10 protein-coding genes are annotated in these 16,199 nt (G+C 61.5%); 7 read left to right on the top strand and 3 right to left on the bottom strand.

Going from position 1 to position 16,199, the window contains the following annotated elements:
• Positions 1-24 precede the first annotated feature (24 nt).
• The gene (locus H620_RS0113085; RefSeq protein ID WP_023379023.1) at positions 25-2,133 is read right to left on the bottom strand and encodes a molybdopterin oxidoreductase family protein; all 2,109 of its coding nucleotides are present in this window, start codon (positions 2,131-2,133) and stop codon (positions 25-27) included.
• A 362-nt stretch (positions 2,134-2,495) separates the two neighbouring features.
• On the opposite strand from H620_RS0113085, the gene argF reads away from it, so the two are divergent.
• Together argF and H620_RS0113075 are read left to right on the top strand one after the other, a co-directional pair.
• Positions 2,496-3,416 (top strand): ornithine carbamoyltransferase, encoded by a 921-nt coding sequence (argF, locus tag H620_RS0113080; protein ID WP_023379022.1) that lies wholly within the window; start codon positions 2,496-2,498, stop codon positions 3,414-3,416.
• On the top strand, positions 3,413-4,522 hold the full coding sequence (locus H620_RS0113075; RefSeq protein WP_023379021.1) for an ABC transporter ATP-binding protein: 1,110 nt from the start codon (positions 3,413-3,415) through the stop codon (positions 4,520-4,522). Before argF ends, H620_RS0113075 begins: the two co-directional genes overlap by 4 nt.
• A 96-nt stretch (positions 4,523-4,618) precedes the next feature.
• On the opposite strand, the gene ybaK is transcribed toward H620_RS0113075, so the two are convergent.
• On the bottom strand, positions 4,619-5,089 hold the full coding sequence (ybaK, locus tag H620_RS0113070) for a Cys-tRNA(Pro) deacylase (protein WP_023379020.1): 471 nt from the start codon (positions 5,087-5,089) through the stop codon (positions 4,619-4,621).
• Between the two features lie 303 nt (positions 5,090-5,392).
• On the opposite strand from ybaK, the gene H620_RS0113065 reads away from it, so the two are divergent.
• From H620_RS0113065 to glpD, 4 genes are all read left to right on the top strand, one after another.
• Entirely contained in the window at positions 5,393-6,244 is an 852-nt protein-coding gene (locus tag H620_RS0113065) for an MIP/aquaporin family protein (protein ID WP_023379019.1), read from the top strand.
• Positions 6,245-6,308: 64 nt separating this feature from the next.
• Entirely contained in the window at positions 6,309-7,808 is a 1,500-nt protein-coding gene (gene glpK / locus H620_RS0113060; RefSeq protein WP_023379018.1) for a glycerol kinase GlpK, read from the top strand.
• Positions 7,809-7,985: 177 nt separating this feature from the next.
• Positions 7,986-8,741, top strand: a complete 756-nt coding sequence (gene glpR, locus H620_RS0113055) for a DNA-binding transcriptional repressor GlpR (protein WP_023379017.1) — start codon at positions 7,986-7,988, stop codon at positions 8,739-8,741.
• Positions 8,742-8,913: 172 nt separating this feature from the next.
• The gene (gene glpD / locus H620_RS0113050; RefSeq protein ID WP_023379015.1) at positions 8,914-10,449 is read left to right on the top strand and encodes a glycerol-3-phosphate dehydrogenase; all 1,536 of its coding nucleotides are present in this window, start codon (positions 8,914-8,916) and stop codon (positions 10,447-10,449) included.
• 54 nt (positions 10,450-10,503) lie between these two features.
• Here glpD and H620_RS0113045 read toward each other — a convergent pair whose 3' ends face one another.
• Positions 10,504-14,895: an NEL-type E3 ubiquitin ligase domain-containing protein gene (locus H620_RS0113045; protein WP_027907470.1), complete on the bottom strand. Its 4,392-nt coding sequence runs from the start codon at positions 14,893-14,895 to the stop codon at positions 10,504-10,506.
• Positions 14,896-15,230: 335 nt separating this feature from the next.
• Here H620_RS0113045 and H620_RS0113040 point away from each other — a divergent pair, with 335 nt between their 5' ends.
• Positions 15,231-16,148 carry a glutamate/aspartate ABC transporter substrate-binding protein gene (locus tag H620_RS0113040; protein WP_023379012.1) on the top strand — a complete coding sequence of 306 codons (918 nt, stop codon included), beginning with the start codon at positions 15,231-15,233 and terminating at the stop codon, positions 16,146-16,148.
• The last annotated feature ends 51 nt before the right edge of the window (positions 16,149-16,199 follow it).

Below are 16,199 nucleotides of genomic sequence, written 5' to 3'. Positions count from 1 at the left end.
CGGCGTGCTCGGCCTTACCATTGCTCAAGCGGCCTCCACTTGTACCGGCACGCCATTGAGAGCTGCGTTACCCGAAACCTGATCGCGCAAATGCTCGTCGGTCAGGTCGTTGGCGCTGACCCCGGGTTGTCCATGGGCGATCTGCAGTTGCACGCCCTGGCGGCCATGGCCATAGCCATGGGGCAGGCTGACGACGCCCGGCATCATGTCCTCGCAGGCCAGTACTTCGACTTCGAGCGTGCCGGTGCGCGATCGGATACGCACACGCTGCCCACTCTCCAACTGCCGCTGCTGCAGGTCCTCTGGGTGCATCAGCAAATGATGGCGTGGCTTGCCTTTGACCAGGCGCTGGTAATTGTGCATCCACGAGTTGTTGCTGCGGACATGGCGCCGCCCGATCAGCAGCAGCTCCCCCGCCGGTGGCGGCGCTTGCAAGGCAAGCCGGTGCAAATCGTCCAGCAACACCTGGGGCGCCGCCTCGACGGCCTGGCTCTCGGTGCGCAGGCGCGTCCCAAGGTTGGCCCGCAGCGGCCCCAGGTCCAGGCCATGGGGGTACTCCAAAAGCGCGTCCAAAGAAAGCCCCCAGGACGACGCCTCGCCATAGCGCCCTTTGCGCAGCGCCATGTCGATCATCTGCGCCGGGGCAAGGGTCGGCTTGAGCTCCAGGCCTGCGCGTTCGGCGAAGGCGCGAGCCAGGCCGACAAAAATCTCCCAGTCATGCAGCGCCCCCTCTGGCTTGGGCAGGATCGCCCGGTTGAAGCGGGTGACGTTGCGCACTGCCAGTAGGTTGAAGGTGGTGTCGTAGTGATCATTTTCCAGCGCCGAGGTCGATGGCAGGATCAGATCGGCATGGCGGGTGGTCTCGTTGATGTAAAGGTCGATGCTAAGCATGAACTCGAGCCTGTCCAGCGCCGAATCCAGCTGTCGGCCATTGGGCGTGGACAGCACCGGGTTGCCAGCTACGGTTATCAACGCCCGGATCTGTCCCTCCCCAGGCGTGAGCATTTCCTCGGCCAACGCCGCCACCGGCAACTCTCCGCCATACTCAGGCAGGCCCGATACGCGACTCTGCCATGCATTGAAGTGACCGCCCGAGGTGCTGGCCACCAGATCGACCGCAGGCTCGGTACACAACGCCCCTCCGACACGGTCGAGGTTGCCGGTGACCAGGTTGATCAATTGCACCAGCCAATGGCAGAGACTGCCGAAGGCCTGGGTCGATACGCCCATGCGGCCATAGCACACGGCCGTGTCCGCAGCGGCGAAATCACGCGCCAGTTGGCGGATGTCAGTGGCAGGGATGCCACAGACGGCGCTCATCTTCTCTGCGGTGAAGGGTGAGATCGCTTCAATGACCTGTTCCAAACCATTGACCGGCAGATGCGAGCCCCGGGCCAACCCTTCATCGAACAAAGTGTTGAGCAAGCCGCACAACAACGCGGCGTCGCCACCGGGGCGCACGAACAGATGACGATCCGCCATGGCGGCCGTCTCGCTACGCCGAGGGTCGACCACCACCAGCCTTCCCCCCCTGGCGCGCAGCGTCTTCAGACGTTTTTCCACATCCGGCACGGTCATGATGCTGCCGTTCGATGCCAACGGGTTGCCACCCAGGATCAGCATGAAGTCTGTGTGGTCGATGTCCGGGATCGGCAGGAGCAAGCCGTGGCCGTACATCAAGTGGCTGGTGAGGTGCTGTGGAAGCTGGTCCACCGAGGTGGCGGAATAGCGGTTGCGGGTCTTGAGCAAGCCCAGGAAGTAGTTGCTGTGGGTCATCAACCCATAGTTGTGCACGCTGGGGTTGCCTTGGTAGACCGCCACGGCGTTACGACCATGGGCCTGCTGCACCGACCAGAGCTTGTCCGCGGCAAGGGCGAAGGCCTCCTGCCAACTGATCGGCTGCCAACGGTCGCCGATGCGCCGATGAGGCACGCGCAACCGGTCGGGGTCGTCCTGGATGTCCTGCAGCGCCACCGCCTTGGGGCAGATATGACCCCGGCTGAATGGGTCTTGGGCGTCGCCCTTGATCGAACTGATTCGCGCCCGCCCGTCGGCCTCATGGCTAATTTCGATGCTCAGGCCGCAAATGGCCTCGCACAGGTGACAGGCACGGTGATGCAGGGTCTTGGTCATGGCCGCCTCTGCCTTGTAGTTGTCCAGGCACGACTATGCGCCCAGCCCGAGCCGGCGGCCAGCGCGCTTCGTCCCATGAATCCCCCGACATCAAGCGCACGATTCGCGACATCCATTTGCCAAATTGCCAGCAAGCCGTGTACAACCTGTGTAGCAAATAAAAAACAGCACAGGCTCAGCGGGTTACGACACCCTTTGCAACAGAGCTGCTGTTCTCCCTCTTGGTTTCAGGCGACATTTAATTATAGTATTGCGCCTTTCCCTATTTCGTCCGCCCCGTGCGGCTTACGCCGCAGGTCACTCCCGTTGTCAAAAAAACCATACGGTCGACCTGCATACCGTTGCAGATAAGGTAGTCAATCATGAGCGCTAGGCACTTTCTCTCCCTGATGGATTTCACAGCTGACGAATTGCTCGGCGTGATCCGTCGAGGCATCGAGCTGAAGGACCTGCGTAACCGAGGCGTGCTGTTCGAACCGCTGAAAAACCGCGTGCTGGGGATGATCTTCGAGAAGTCCTCGACCCGTACCCGCCTGTCGTTCGAAGCCGGCATGATCCAGCTTGGCGGCCAGGCCATCTTCCTGTCGCCGCGTGATACCCAGCTGGGCCGTGGCGAACCGATCGCCGACAGCGCCATCGTCATGTCGCGCATGCTCGATGCGGTGATGATCCGTACCCATGCCCACAGCACCCTCACCGAGTTCGCCGCCAACTCCCGTGTTCCGGTGATCAACGGTCTGTCAGATGAATCGCACCCGTGCCAGCTGCTGGCCGACATGCAAACTTTCCTTGAGCACCGTGGCGCGATCCAGGGTAAGACCGTGGCCTGGGTCGGCGATGGTTTCAACATGTGCAACTCCTACATCGAGGCTGCAGTGCAGTTCGATTTCCAACTGCGTATCGCCTGCCCGGAAGGCTACGAGCCCGAGCAGCGTTTCCTCGACCTGGGCGGCGACCGCATACAGATCGTCCGCGATCCGAAGGAAGCGGTGCGTGGCGCGCACCTGGTGACCACCGATGTCTGGACTTCCATGGGGCAGGAGGAGGAAACTGCACGGCGCCTGGCGCATTTCGCGCCTTACCAGGTCACCCGCGAACTGCTCGACCTGGCGGCACCCGATGTCCTCTTCATGCACTGCCTGCCTGCCCACCGTGGCGAGGAAATCAGCCAGGACCTGCTCGACGACCCTCGTTCGGTCGCCTGGGACGAAGCTGAAAACCGGCTGCATGCACAGAAGGCGCTTCTCGAATTCCTTGTAGAACCGGCTTACCACCACGCATGAGTCAACCCCTACTGCTCAACCTGCGCGACCTCGCCTGCGGCTATGGCGAGCAGCGCATCGTTCAAAACCTCAACCTGCACCTGAACGCAGGCGACATCGGTTGCCTGCTGGGTTCATCCGGTTGCGGCAAGACCACCACCTTGCGCGCCATCGCCGGCTTCGAGCCGGTCCATGAAGGCGAGATCCAGTTGGCTGGCGAGGTCATATCCCGTGCTGGGTTCACCCTGGCACCCGAGAAACGCCGCATTGGCATGGTGTTCCAGGACTACGCCCTGTTCCCACACCTGACCGTGGCGCAGAACATCGCTTTCGGCATTGCCAAGCACCCGCGCCAGGGCGACGTGATCGAGGAGATGCTCGATCTGGTCAAGCTGGGCGGCCTGGGCGGTCGTTACCCCCATGAGCTGTCCGGTGGCCAGCAACAGCGTGTAGCCTTGGCGCGCGCCCTGGCACCCGAGCCTCAGCTATTGCTGCTCGACGAACCTTTCTCCAACCTCGACGTGGAATTGCGTCGCCGGTTGAGCCACGAGGTCCGTGACATTCTCAAGAGCCGTGGTACCAGCGCCATTCTGGTCACCCACGACCAGGAAGAAGCCTTTGCCGTCAGTGACCACGTAGGCGTGTTCAAGGAAGGCCGCCTGGAGCAGTGGGATACACCGTACAACCTTTACCACGAACCGCAGACCCCGTTCGTGGCCAGCTTCATTGGCCAGGGCTATTTCATCCGTGGCCAGATGAGTAGCCATGAGTCGGTCAACACCGAATTGGGCGAGCTGCGTGGCAATCGGGCCTACACCATGGCCATAGGCAGCTCGGTAGACGTGCTGCTGCGTCCTGACGATATCGTGCCGGACCCGGACAGCGAGCTGCGCGCCAATATCGTCGGCAAGAGTTTCCTGGGCGCTTCGACCCTGTACCGTCTGCAACTGCCCACGGGCAGCCAGCTCGAGGCGATCTTCCCCAGCCATATCGATCATCAGGTCGGCCAGGATGTCGGCATTGCCGTGAAGGCAGACCACCTGGTGCTCTTCGCGGTACCTGGTAGCGTGGCGGCGCAGCTGCTGCGTCAGGAAAACGGGGTTCGCCGGTACAGTTCCGCAACCTGATTTCACAGCCTGGAAGGGCCGCCTTGCGGCCCATCACCTGCGATCCTCCGGCACGCCCGAGCGGACCACGCCGCCCGCCAGGGAACCAGCCCAGCTTCAGCCTCGACCAATCCCAGCGAACTTGCCCTGGGTATGCTCGGCCAACACTGCCGCCGCCAACTCCACCTCGAGCCCCCGCCGCCCGGCGCTGACATGAATGCTTGGGAACTGCTGCGCGGATTCGTCGATGAATGTGCGCAACCGCTTCTTCTGCCCGAGAGGGCTGATACCGCCGACCAGGTAGCCGGTAGCGCGCTGGGCCACCGCCGGGTCGGCCATCTCGCACTTCTTCACCCCCGCCGCTTGGGCCAGGGCCTTCAAGTCCAGGGTACCGACCACCGGCACCACGGCCACCAGCAATTCCCCCTTCTCACTGCTGGCCAATAGGGTCTTGAACACCTGCTGCGGGTCGAGCCCCAGCTTCTCGGCGGCTTCAAGCCCGTAAGAGGCTGATTTGGGGTCATGTTCATAACTGTGCACACGATGTTCGGCACGCACTTTTTTAAGCAAGTCGAGGGCGGGGGTCATGCAGCACTCCGGTCTGGGACAGGTCGGCGGCTACTTTAGGATAAATCCCACAAGCCAGCCAGCGCAGAGCGGACGCGCCTCTCTAGCATGCGGAGTCACGCCTGTAATAGTCGGCCAATTCGTGACTGACCGTTCACTTTCGACCTTTGACATCAGCGTTTCTTGTCTATATTTTTTCGTTTGTGAATAAATGGTGCACTTATAAGGTGCATTTTCCTGTACCCGCCCGTCGTCAATGGGGATAGACGCCGGGCTTTGCTGTCGAGCGCCAAGCGCCTCACAACAAAAAAAACGAGGTCATACATGACGACTGCTCTTCGCGAACCCACACTGTCCAGCCAATGCCTGGCCGAATTCCTCGGAACGGCGCTACTCATCTTCTTCGGCACTGGCTGCGTTGCAGCCCTGAAAGTCGCGGGCGCCAGCTTCGGGCTCTGGGAAATCAGCATCATCTGGGGCGTCGGCGTGAGCATGGCGATCTACCTCACCGCCGGTATTTCCGGTGCGCACCTGAACCCGGCCGTGAGCATCGCCCTCACCCTGTTCGCCGCCTTCGACAAACGCAAGTTGCCGTTCTACATGCTCGCCCAGGTGTGCGGCGCGTTCTGTGGTGCGGCGCTGGTGTATACCCTCTACAGCAACCTGTTCTTCGATTTCGAACAGGCTCACGCAATGTTGCGTGGCAGCCAGGCCAGTCTTGAACTGGCGTCGGTGTTCTCGACCTACCCGCATCCTTCGCTGTCCATCGGCCAGGCCTTTCTGGTCGAAGTGGTGATCACCGCCATCCTGATGGCCGTGATCATGGCCCTGACCGACGACAACAACGGCCTGCCCCGTGGCGCCATGGCCCCACTGCTGATCGGCCTGCTGATTGCCGTGATCGGCAGTGCCATGGGCCCACTGACCGGTTTCGCGATGAACCCAGCCCGTGATTTCGGGCCCAAGCTGATGACCTTCCTGGCCGGCTGGGGCGAAATCGCCTTCACTGGCGGACGTGACATCCCTTATTTCCTGGTTCCGGTATTCGCCCCGATCTTCGGTGCTTGCCTGGGCGCTGCGCTGTACCGTGGCCTGATCGCCCGCAACCTGCCAGCGGCGCAAACCGTGACCTCGGAGACAAACGACAATCCCCAGGGCGATACTCAAGTCAACTGATACCGGCGCCGCGCGATTTCGCCCGCCCGAGCCCTGACCTAACCCATTTGCAAGGCCTACGACCATGACAGACACCCAGGATAAGAACTACATCATCGCCCTGGACCAGGGCACTACCAGTTCGCGGGCTATCATTTTCGACCGCGATGCCAACGTGGTCGGCACCTCACAGCGAGAGTTCGCCCAACACTACCCGCAAGCCGGGTGGGTCGAGCACGACCCCATGGAAATCTTCGCCACCCAGAGCGCGACCATGGTCGAGGCACTGGCACAGGCTGGAATCAGCCATGCGCAGGTCGCCGCACTGGGCATCACCAACCAGCGTGAAACCACGGTGGTCTGGGACAAGGAAACCGGTCGCCCGGTTTACAACGCCATCGTCTGGCAGTGCCGCCGCAGCACTGAAATCTGTGCCCAGCTCAAGCGTGATGGCCATGAAACGTACATTCGCGACACCACAGGCCTGGTGACCGACCCGTACTTCTCCGGCACTAAACTGAAGTGGATTCTGGACAATGTCGAAGGCGTCCGCGAACGGGCCGAGCGTGGCGAACTGTTGTTCGGTACCGTCGACACCTGGCTGATCTGGAAATTCTCCGGTGGCAAGGTGCACGTCACCGACTACACCAACGCCTCGCGCACCCTGATGTTCAACATCCACACGCTGCAGTGGGACGACAAACTGCTGGATATTCTCGGCATCCCGCGCCAAATGCTGCCTGAGGTACGTCCTTCTTCGGAGGTCTACGGCCAGACCAAGAGCGGTATCGCCATCGCCGGTATCGCCGGTGACCAGCAATCGGCGCTGTTCGGCCAGATGTGCGTGGAGCCGGGCCAAGCGAAGAATACCTATGGCACCGGTTGCTTCCTGCTGATGAACACTGGCAGCCAGGCCGTCAAGTCGTCCCATGGCCTGCTGACCACCATCGCCTGTGGGCCGAAAGGTGAAGTGGCCTACGCGCTGGAGGGCGCCGTGTTCAATGGCGGCTCCACCGTGCAGTGGCTGCGTGACGAGTTGAAGATCGTCAACGATGCGCTGGATACCGAGTACTTCGCCAGCAAGGTCAAGGACAGCAACGGCGTTTACCTGGTACCCGCATTCACAGGCCTGGGCGCCCCGTACTGGGACCCTTACGCCCGCGGCGCGCTGTTCGGCCTGACCCGTGGCGTGAAAGTCGACCACATCATTCGTGCCGCACTCGAGTCGATCGCGTACCAGACCCGCGATGTGCTCGACGCCATGCAGCAGGATTGCGGCCAGCGCCTTTCCGAGCTGCGCGTGGACGGCGGTGCAGTGGCCAACAACTTCCTGATGCAGTTCCAGGCAGACATCCTCGGCACCTGCGTCGAACGTCCGAAAATGCGCGAAACCACCGCGCTCGGCGCTGCCTACCTAGCAGGGCTGGCATGTGGTTTCTGGAGTGGTCTGGACGAGTTGCGCGACAAGGCCATCATCGAGCGCGAGTTCAGCCCTCAGCTTGACGAGACGCAGAAAGAGACGCTGTACGCAGGGTGGAAAAAAGCGGTCGAGCGCACCCGTGACTGGGAAGACCACGACGCCTGATCGCAGCAGAGAACGCTGCAGCGCAGCCATCGCCGGCAAGCCGACGCCTACAGAAAACGCACGCACGCCTGTAGACGTCGGCTTACCGTCGATGAGCCGTAACGTGCAGCCACTGGCCGTCATCCCCTTCCTACGGCATCATTGCAGAATTTGTCCGGCAGCCCATAAGGACCGCCCATGAATCTGCCCCCTCGCCAACAACAAATTCTCGAGCTGGTACGCGAACGTGGCTATGTCAGCATCGAGGAAATGGCGCAGTTGTACGTCGTGACCCCGCAAACCATCCGTCGCGACATCAACCAGCTCGCCGAGCTCAACCTGCTGCGCCGCTATCACGGTGGAGCGGCCTACGATTCGAGCGTCGAGAACACCGCCTACGCCATGCGCGCCGACCAGATGCGCGACGAGAAGCAACGCATCGCCGAAGCTGTGGCGCGGCAGATTCCCGACCATGCGTCCTTGTTCATCAACATCGGCACCACGACCGAATCCATCGCCCGGGCACTGCTGAACCACAATCACCTGAAGGTGATCACCAACAACCTGCATGTGGCGGCAATCCTGGCTGCCAAGGACGATTTCGAGGTGCTGGTCGCCGGCGGTACGGTGCGTCGCGATGGCGGCGTGGTGGGCCAGGCCAGCGTCGATTTCATCAACCAGTTCAAGGTCGACTTTGCTCTGGTCGGTATCAGCGGCATCGATGAAGACGGCAGCCTGCTGGACTTCGACTACCAGGAAGTGCGCGTCTCGCAGGCGATAATCGCCAACGCCCGCCAAGTCATCCTCGCCGCCGACTCCAGCAAGTTCGGGCGCAATGCCATGGTTCGCCTGGGCTCGATAAGCCTGGTCGATTGCCTGGTGACCGACCAGGCGCCCTCCCCCGCGCTGACCCAACTGCTCAACCAATACAAGATTCGCCTAGACGTGGTCTGAGCCGTGCAGGGTCGCCCAGCGGCCCTGCATTTTCGAAATTGTTCACTTACTGTCATCTGATCAGTTTTTTCTATAAAGACTGACTGGCGACCGGCGTTGTGTTGCGCTAGTATTTTCGGAAACGAACATTAATGTTCATATTCGATGTGAGCAGCTTCAGGAGGCCTTGCCCGTGTCCCAACCCGTTCCGTCCCAGCCCGCACTCGCCGACTGCTATGACCTCGCCGTGATCGGCGGCGGCATCAATGGCGTAGGCATTGCTGCCGACGCCGCCGGGCGCGGCCTCAAGGTGTTCCTTTGCGAGAAGGACGACTTGGCCCAACACACCTCCTCGGCTAGCAGCAAGCTGATTCACGGCGGCCTGCGCTACCTGGAACACTACGAGTTCCGGCTGGTGCGTGAGGCACTGGCCGAACGCGAGGTCCTGCTGGCCAAGGCCCCACACATCGTCAAACCAATGCGCTTCGTGCTGCCCCACCGTCCGCACCTGCGCCCGGCCTGGATGATCCGCGCCGGCCTGTTCCTGTATGACCACCTGGGCAAACGCAAGCGCCTGGGCGCCTCGCGCAGCCTGCGCTTCGGACCTGGCTACCCGCTCAAACCCTCCATCACCCGTGGTTTCGAATACGCCGATTGCGCCGTGGACGACGCTCGCCTGGTGGTGCTCAACGCCATGGCTGCGCGCGAGAACGGCGCACACATCCGCACCCGCACCCGCTGCCTGCGCGCCGAGCGTATCGACGGCGTGTGGGAAGTCGAGCTGCAACACGCCGACGGCAGCCAGCAGACCCTCCGCGCTCGCGCCCTGGTCAACGCCGCCGGGCCGTGGGTAGCCAGTTTCATCAAGAATGACCTCAAGCTGGATGCCCCGTACGGCATCCGCCTGATCCAGGGCAGCCATCTGATCGTGCCGCGGCTGTACGAAGGTGAACATGCCTACATCCTGCAGAACGAAGATCAGCGCATCGTGTTCTGCATCCCTTATCTCGACCGCTTTACCCTGATCGGCACCACCGACCGCGAGTACAGCGGCGACCCGGCCAAGGTTGCCATTACCGAGCAGGAAACCGACTACCTGCTCAATGTGGTCAACCAGCACTTCAATCATCAGCTTAGCCGCGCCGACATCCTGCATACCTACTCGGGCGTGCGCCCGCTGTGCAACGATGAATCGGACAATCCGTCGGCGGTCACCCGCGACTACACCCTGGCATTGTCCTGCGCCGAAGGCCAGGCGCCACTGCTGTCGGTGTTCGGCGGCAAGCTGACCACTTACCGCAAGCTGGCCGAGTCGGCCATGGCCGAACTCAAGCCATTCTTCAGCCAGATGCGCGGCAGCTGGACCGCCAGCGGGCCGTTGCCTGGTGGCGAGCAGATGACCAGCGTGCAAGCACTGGTCGATGCCCTACTCGCCCGCCATGGCTGGTTGCCAGTGGATATCGCCAAACGCTGGGCAGTGACCTATGGCAGCCGCACCTGGCAATTGCTGGAAGGGGTAACAGGGCCGGATGACCTGGGCCAGGCGATCGGCGGCGGGTTGTTCGGTCGAGAAGTCGATTACCTGCGCAGCCAGGAATGGGCTGTGGACGCCGAGGACATTCTGTGGCGTCGAACCAAACTTGGCCTGTTCACCACGCAGGCCGAGCAACACGCGCTCGCCGACTACCTACGCAAGACTGAACGTCCAGACGCTACCCAAGCGGCATGAACCCCAGCGCCCCCTTGTCAGCGCCGAGCGCTGCAAGGGGGCTTCACAGGCACATCAAACTGGCCAACGTGCAATGGCCTGCTCTGTCAGGCGTTGGACCAGCACCCGCTCTTGCACTTGCAGGTCGACCTTGAGCTCTTCGCAGCGTTCCAGGTAAGTTTGCTCGTCGATCGCACCGCTTTCCACCTGCGTCTCCAATAGCTCTAGCGCCGCCCGCCTGGCATCCACCTGCTCCCTGAAACTGCGGTAATAGGTGGCGCGCAGGAATGCTTGCCAAAACGACTGATCGGCCAAGGCGCGCGACAGCGTCTCGTTGTTTTCCAGCGAAAGCACTTCAGCCCTGGCGACGTTGATGTCCTCGGCGGTCACTAATGATTCGGACTCATAGTGCATACGGACAGGCTGTCCCGGTAGCTGGAGCGGGCCTGCCAAGCGAGTTCGGTACGCAAGATAGGTTTCGATATCGTCGATGCGTTCCAGGACGTCCGGTTCGTTTGCGTACGTAAGGCGCAGTCGCTCGAGCTTACGGGCGGCAATTCTGTTGACTTCCTGCAGCCTGAACAGTGAACGCCCCAGTTTGATCAGGGCCGACTCACTCTGAATCTGCGACAGTCCCGCCGTCTGCCGATGCACCAAGACGCGTACTTCCATTTCACTGAACAGCCACAGCAAGCGATCTTCGCAGGTCGCCACGCCACCGGCCTGCTCAAACAACACTTCCCGCAGCTCGCTGTCCTGCTCGCAGGCCTCGATAATGTTCCAAGCCCGCGCCCGATAATACGCGGGGTGCTTGAGGTAGTCCGGCGAACGCGAGAAATCGCCCAGGAAGTTGAAGAAATCATCCGCCCCCGGCTCGTTGCGAAGGTTGCTCCACAGCACCTCGCGCTCGGTTCGTTGCGCACCGGCCGAACCAACCAACCATTCGGACAACTCGGCCTGACGAACCAGATGGTGCCGGTAATAAGGATTGTGCGCGACGACTTGTTCTGGAGAGGCAGGGGTGCGCAACTCATTCAGGTAACGTTCGCTGGGGGCATCAAGCGGGTTGTCGTGCAGCGCCATTTGCTGCACACGCATGCGCATTCCATGCACCTCCTGACGCACCTGGCGGATCTGGTTCTCCCGCAGGTCGACAATCCCCTGCCAAGGCAGTTGCTGAATCTGCGCCGGCACATCGGCTATCTGGGCAGCACGCAGCCCTACTTGGCGAACATTCAGCAACCGCCGGACCTCAGGCACGCTGCCCAGCGGATTGAAACCGATTTCCAACCGCTCCAGGTTGAGCAAGGCGTTCAGGCGCTGACTGTCTGCCGGCGTCAGGACGATATGATTATGGTCCAGGCGCAACAGGCGGAGCTCGGTCAACCGCTCGATACCTGCCGGAACCGCGAGCAAGCGATTGTGGCGCAGGTCGAGCTCCCTGAGATTGGGGAAGTGACCGAGGAAGTCAGCGCCGACTTCCGTCAGCTCCATGTTTCGCAGCGCCAGGCGTGAAACATGCTCGAACATGATCCCAAGGGGCAATTCAGGCAACTCGCTCAACCGCTCGCCCCGGACTTCCAATGCATAAGTACCATCGCCTCGCCGCCCCAGTTTACGACGCCAGCAGCGCCGAATCGTGTTGGCCACCCTGCTGCGTCGCAACAAGTCGAGCATCGAACCATACTCGGCTCGCCAATTGACCAGCGCCTGGCGCAGAGCCGTCCACTGGCCGTGCAACGACTGATAGTGGGTCCAGGGGTCGACGCCATCGGAAATCAGACCCAGCAGGTATTGCTGCAACTCCACGTCGTCGATGGTCGGAAATATCTGCCTAATGCCGCGCCTGCTGGCCTGGCCGCGACTCCCACCGCGACCGCTGAGCGGGTAGCCGAGGCGACCGTCGGCGAAGCGAACGGGCGGCCTGACTCCGGCACTGATATCCGCCAGCCCGATGAGCTTGGCAGCCAGGTCGCGGCGCTCCCGGGCGCAGCCTGCCAGAATGTCGACCAGTTGCTGTTCGTTGAGCGAGGCATCGCCCAACACGCTTTTCTGGCTTTCATCCATGCTCAGCAACAATGCGTGCATGAAGCTGTCGGTGCTTGATCCGGCAACGTGCGGATGGAGGGACCGATCCTGCACGCTGTAACCGTTTTCGTCGCTGATGATGCTGATGACGTCCTCTGCCGTATCGGCACCCACGTGGCTCAGCAGTGGTCCTTCGGAAAAGAATGCCCGCAACTCGACACGGAGCGACGCAGGCCATGGCGCCAGTTCATGGACCAAGCCAAGCGCCAGTTTTTCGCTGTCGGCGTTGAGGGCCTGGGGTTGTCGGAGCCCGGCACAGGCTCGATCAAGGCGGCTGTCGCGGATGAACCAGCGTACCCTTTCCGCCACGGCCAAAGGCACACGCCCGGTCGATGCAAGCTGCTCCAGATCCTGTCCATCGGCTTGCCGGCGAATTTCCTTCGCGCCTCGCACCGACAACCCGGGAAAGTCTCGACGCAATACCCGGTCCTCCACCTCCTCTGCGTCCTGGGCCTGGGCAATCAGTAACTCGAACACTTCGTCCGCCACCTTCGGATACAAGGTGTGCAACCGGTGGCGTTCCAGCGCATCCTGAAGCCGCGCAGGTGCAGGCGCGTTTTCCACATGCAAGCGGCGCAGCTGCGCCTCATCGAAGCCGGTGCAGTCGATCAGCGCCCTTGCTTGTTCGTCGCTCAAGTCGATGAAGTTAGCGGCCAACCTTCGCAACAGGTGCACTTCACCGGCCCATTCCTGAGGCTGCTCCAGGGAATGGCGCCAGCCCCCACTGCCATTGCGTTCGATCTGCGGCCGATAGGCGCTGGCACGCGTCGGATGCTTGATCACCAGACCCTGTTTATCCTCGGCATGCGCAAGTTCAAAGGCGTGCTCTGGCCAGGGCAACGGCTCCGGTGGCTGACCGGCGAGGTGCGCTTGCTTTGCCTCGACCCGGTAGGGCTGCATGTCGCCCGAGCAGAGTTTCAGGCGCTTGGCACCCGACCAGACCGGCACCAATTCATCGACGAAAGCCACGCGTTTGACCACCTGAGCCGCTGCCGAGACGCCAACACCAATCGCTGCGCCGACCACCAGGTTTTCCGCCACTGCGAACAGATGCCCCATGGCCGCTTCACGGTCACCCAACTTCCAGTCCTGGTAGCCTTCGTACACTTCATCGGCCATCTGTACAGCCGCAACGCCCAGCATGACCTCTCCCAGCACCGGTACGAACAGGCCAGCCAGACCCAGAAGGGTCAGGCCGGTACTCTCGTAGGCGGCCAGCCGAGCGCTTCGCGTCGCGGCGTCTTCATCGCCGGTGGGAACCGCGAGGACTCTGGCATCGTCGAGAATCTTTTCGATGCGCTGGGCGCGTAGATAGGCAAAGATGGGCTGGTCGATTGGCAGGTTCCGGCCATCCAACTGCAGCGCGACACCTTTTGCGGTATCGGCATGCAGACGGCGTAGGCTCGCCGAGAACACCATGCGATCGCGTTCCGTGATGAATCGCATGAAAAACTGCGCATAGCTCGACTCGCGCAAGCGCAGTCCAAAGAGCTGGTATACCGCTTCCCAGTTTCGGCATGACTGCACAGCCCTGACAGGATCGCCCGGTACCCAGACGATGAGGTTTCTCAGGGCGCCGCCGTCGCTATCCCGCGCTTCGACGACGACCACACCTCGTACCCGTTTGCCTAGCAACAGCAGCTGACGCATCACGAGCACGCGGGTATCGGCCGGTACGATTGCCTTGGGCGAAAACACCCTGAGCATCTGCAGATAGCTGCGCTCGTCGAGCTGCCCCTGGAGGGTGGCAAGCCGCACGGCTGCTTCCATGGCTGTCCGCTGGGCCTCTTCCAGCACACGCTCAACCGCCTGTCGAGCTTGCCCCGAAGCATCACCTTCAGCATCCGCGGGCAACAGCAGCTCACGCAGGGCAGCTTGATAGCGACCGCCCAGATCCAGCTCACGGCACAGCCTGGCGAACTGCACGAACGAAATAGGCAACGCAGCGCCAGTGTGAGTTTCCAGCCTTCGTCGAATGCGAGACCGGTGCTGCAATTCGTCCTCGGCAAAATTATGCAGCGCCGCAGCCAGTAAAGGCAGCGAGCCCATCCTTACGACCCTTTCCACCGGAACGTGGGGAAATACGAAAGCCACCGTCTTGCGTACGACCGTGGACAGTTTCGCGGTTCTGGCGTTAACCCGCACGCCATGCTTCCTGAGAATGGCCTTCTCCAGCAGGGGCGCGCAGAAATCCGCCAGGTCAGGAACACGGCCCAACAACAGCCTGACCTGTTCGGCGCTATGCTGCTCACTGATCAAGGCCGCTCGCAGGGATCGCAGCGCCTCGACGGAGGCATTCTTCGCCCAGGCCGGCAACTGCGCGGCAATCAGGGTATCGATGGAGTGGGACGCTCCTTCATCTTCTATCAAGGGGGTCATGTCTGCTTCCTCGGTTAAAAGGAAACAAGAAACCCCCGTCCGTCATACCCAAGGTGTTAATTAGTTAGTTCTAGTCACCTGAGGCTAAACGCACGTTCGGATTACCGAACACTAATTCGCCGCGCGTTCGGAAGTCCGTACATTGGCGTTCCTGCAACAGGCCCCGAAACGTGCAATGGCTTGAATTTTCGGGGCTTGTACACAAGAACAACAGCTTGGCACGAGTCATGCTCTACACTTGGTAGCCGAATGCACACCAACTTGATGATGTATTCGTTGAACGAAGAGTCCGCCAACGGCTCCATAAAAAAAACAAACACGTCGAGGAAAATTTGATGCGTATCGTTCGTCAATTGCTGGGCGCCGCCATCGCGGCTGCAGTCATCGCTTCGCCTGTCATGGCCGAGGAGCTGACCGGCACCCTGAAGAAGATCAAGGACTCGGGCACCATCACCCTGGGTCACCGCGACTCGTCGATTCCGTTTTCCTACCTGGCTGGCAAGCCGGAACCCGTGGGTTACTCCCACGACATCCAACTGGCTGTCGTCGAGGCCCTGAAAAAACAGCTGGGCACCGACATCAAGGTCCGCTACAACCTCGTCACTTCCCAAACCCGTATCCCGCTGGTGCAGAACGGCACCGTCGACCTGGAGTGCGGCTCCACCACCAACAACGTCGAGCGCCAGCAGCAAGTTGGCTTCTCGGTGGGCATCTTCGAAGTCGGCACTCGCCTTCTGACCAAGGTCAAGGACGGTCAACCGGCATACAAGGACTTCCCTGACCTGGCCGGCAAGAACGTGGTGACCACCGCCGGTACTACCTCCGAACGCCTCCTCAAGGCGATGAACGCCGACAAGCAGATGAAGATGAACGTGATTTCCGCCAAGGACCACGGTGAAGCCTTCAACATGCTCGAAAGCGGCCGCGCCGTGGCCTTCATGATGGACGACGCTCTGCTGGCCGGTGAAATGGCCAAGGCTCGCAAGCCGACCGACTGGGTCATCACCGGCACGCCACAGTCGTTCGAAATCTACGGCTGCATGGTGCGCAAGGATGACGCCGCGTTCAAGAAAGCGGTCGACGATGCCATCGTGGCTTACTTCAAGTCGGGCGAAGTCAACAAGAGCTACGACAAGTGGTTCCAGCAGCCGATCCCGCCAAAAGGCCTGAACCTGCAGTTCCCGATGAGCGACGAGCTGAAGAAACTGATCGCCGAGCCGACCGACAAGGCGGCGGACGAGAAGAAGTCCTGATCCCCGGTTAGTGGCCCGCCGCACTTTTGCCGTGCGGGCCACCGTTAAGTG

It is taken from the genome of Pseudomonas taiwanensis DSM 21245, assembly GCF_000425785.1.
GTDB classification, from domain to species: Bacteria; Pseudomonadota; Gammaproteobacteria; order Pseudomonadales; family Pseudomonadaceae; genus Aquipseudomonas; species Aquipseudomonas taiwanensis.
Note: the sequence above shows the minus strand (reverse complement) of the source record. Positions and strands in the feature narration are given on the sequence as shown.

Bases quoted from the DNA above. Each gene is read 5' to 3' on its own strand.
- H620_RS0113085 (WP_023379023.1), bottom strand. From the start codon at position 2,133: ATGACCAAGACCCTGCATCACCGTGCCTGTCACCTGTGCGAGGCCATT.
- argF (WP_023379022.1), top strand. From the start codon at position 2,496: ATGAGCGCTAGGCACTTTCTCTCCCTGATGGATTTCACAGCTGACGAA.
- H620_RS0113075 (WP_023379021.1), top strand. From the start codon at position 3,413: ATGAGTCAACCCCTACTGCTCAACCTGCGCGACCTCGCCTGCGGCTAT.
- ybaK (WP_023379020.1), bottom strand. From the start codon at position 5,089: ATGACCCCCGCCCTCGACTTGCTTAAAAAAGTGCGTGCCGAACATCGT.
- H620_RS0113065 (WP_023379019.1), top strand. From the start codon at position 5,393: ATGACGACTGCTCTTCGCGAACCCACACTGTCCAGCCAATGCCTGGCC.
- glpK (WP_023379018.1), top strand. From the start codon at position 6,309: ATGACAGACACCCAGGATAAGAACTACATCATCGCCCTGGACCAGGGC.
- glpR (WP_023379017.1), top strand. From the start codon at position 7,986: ATGAATCTGCCCCCTCGCCAACAACAAATTCTCGAGCTGGTACGCGAA.
- H620_RS0113045 (WP_027907470.1), bottom strand. From the start codon at position 14,895: ATGACCCCCTTGATAGAAGATGAAGGAGCGTCCCACTCCATCGATACC.
- H620_RS0113040 (WP_023379012.1), top strand. From the start codon at position 15,231: ATGCGTATCGTTCGTCAATTGCTGGGCGCCGCCATCGCGGCTGCAGTC.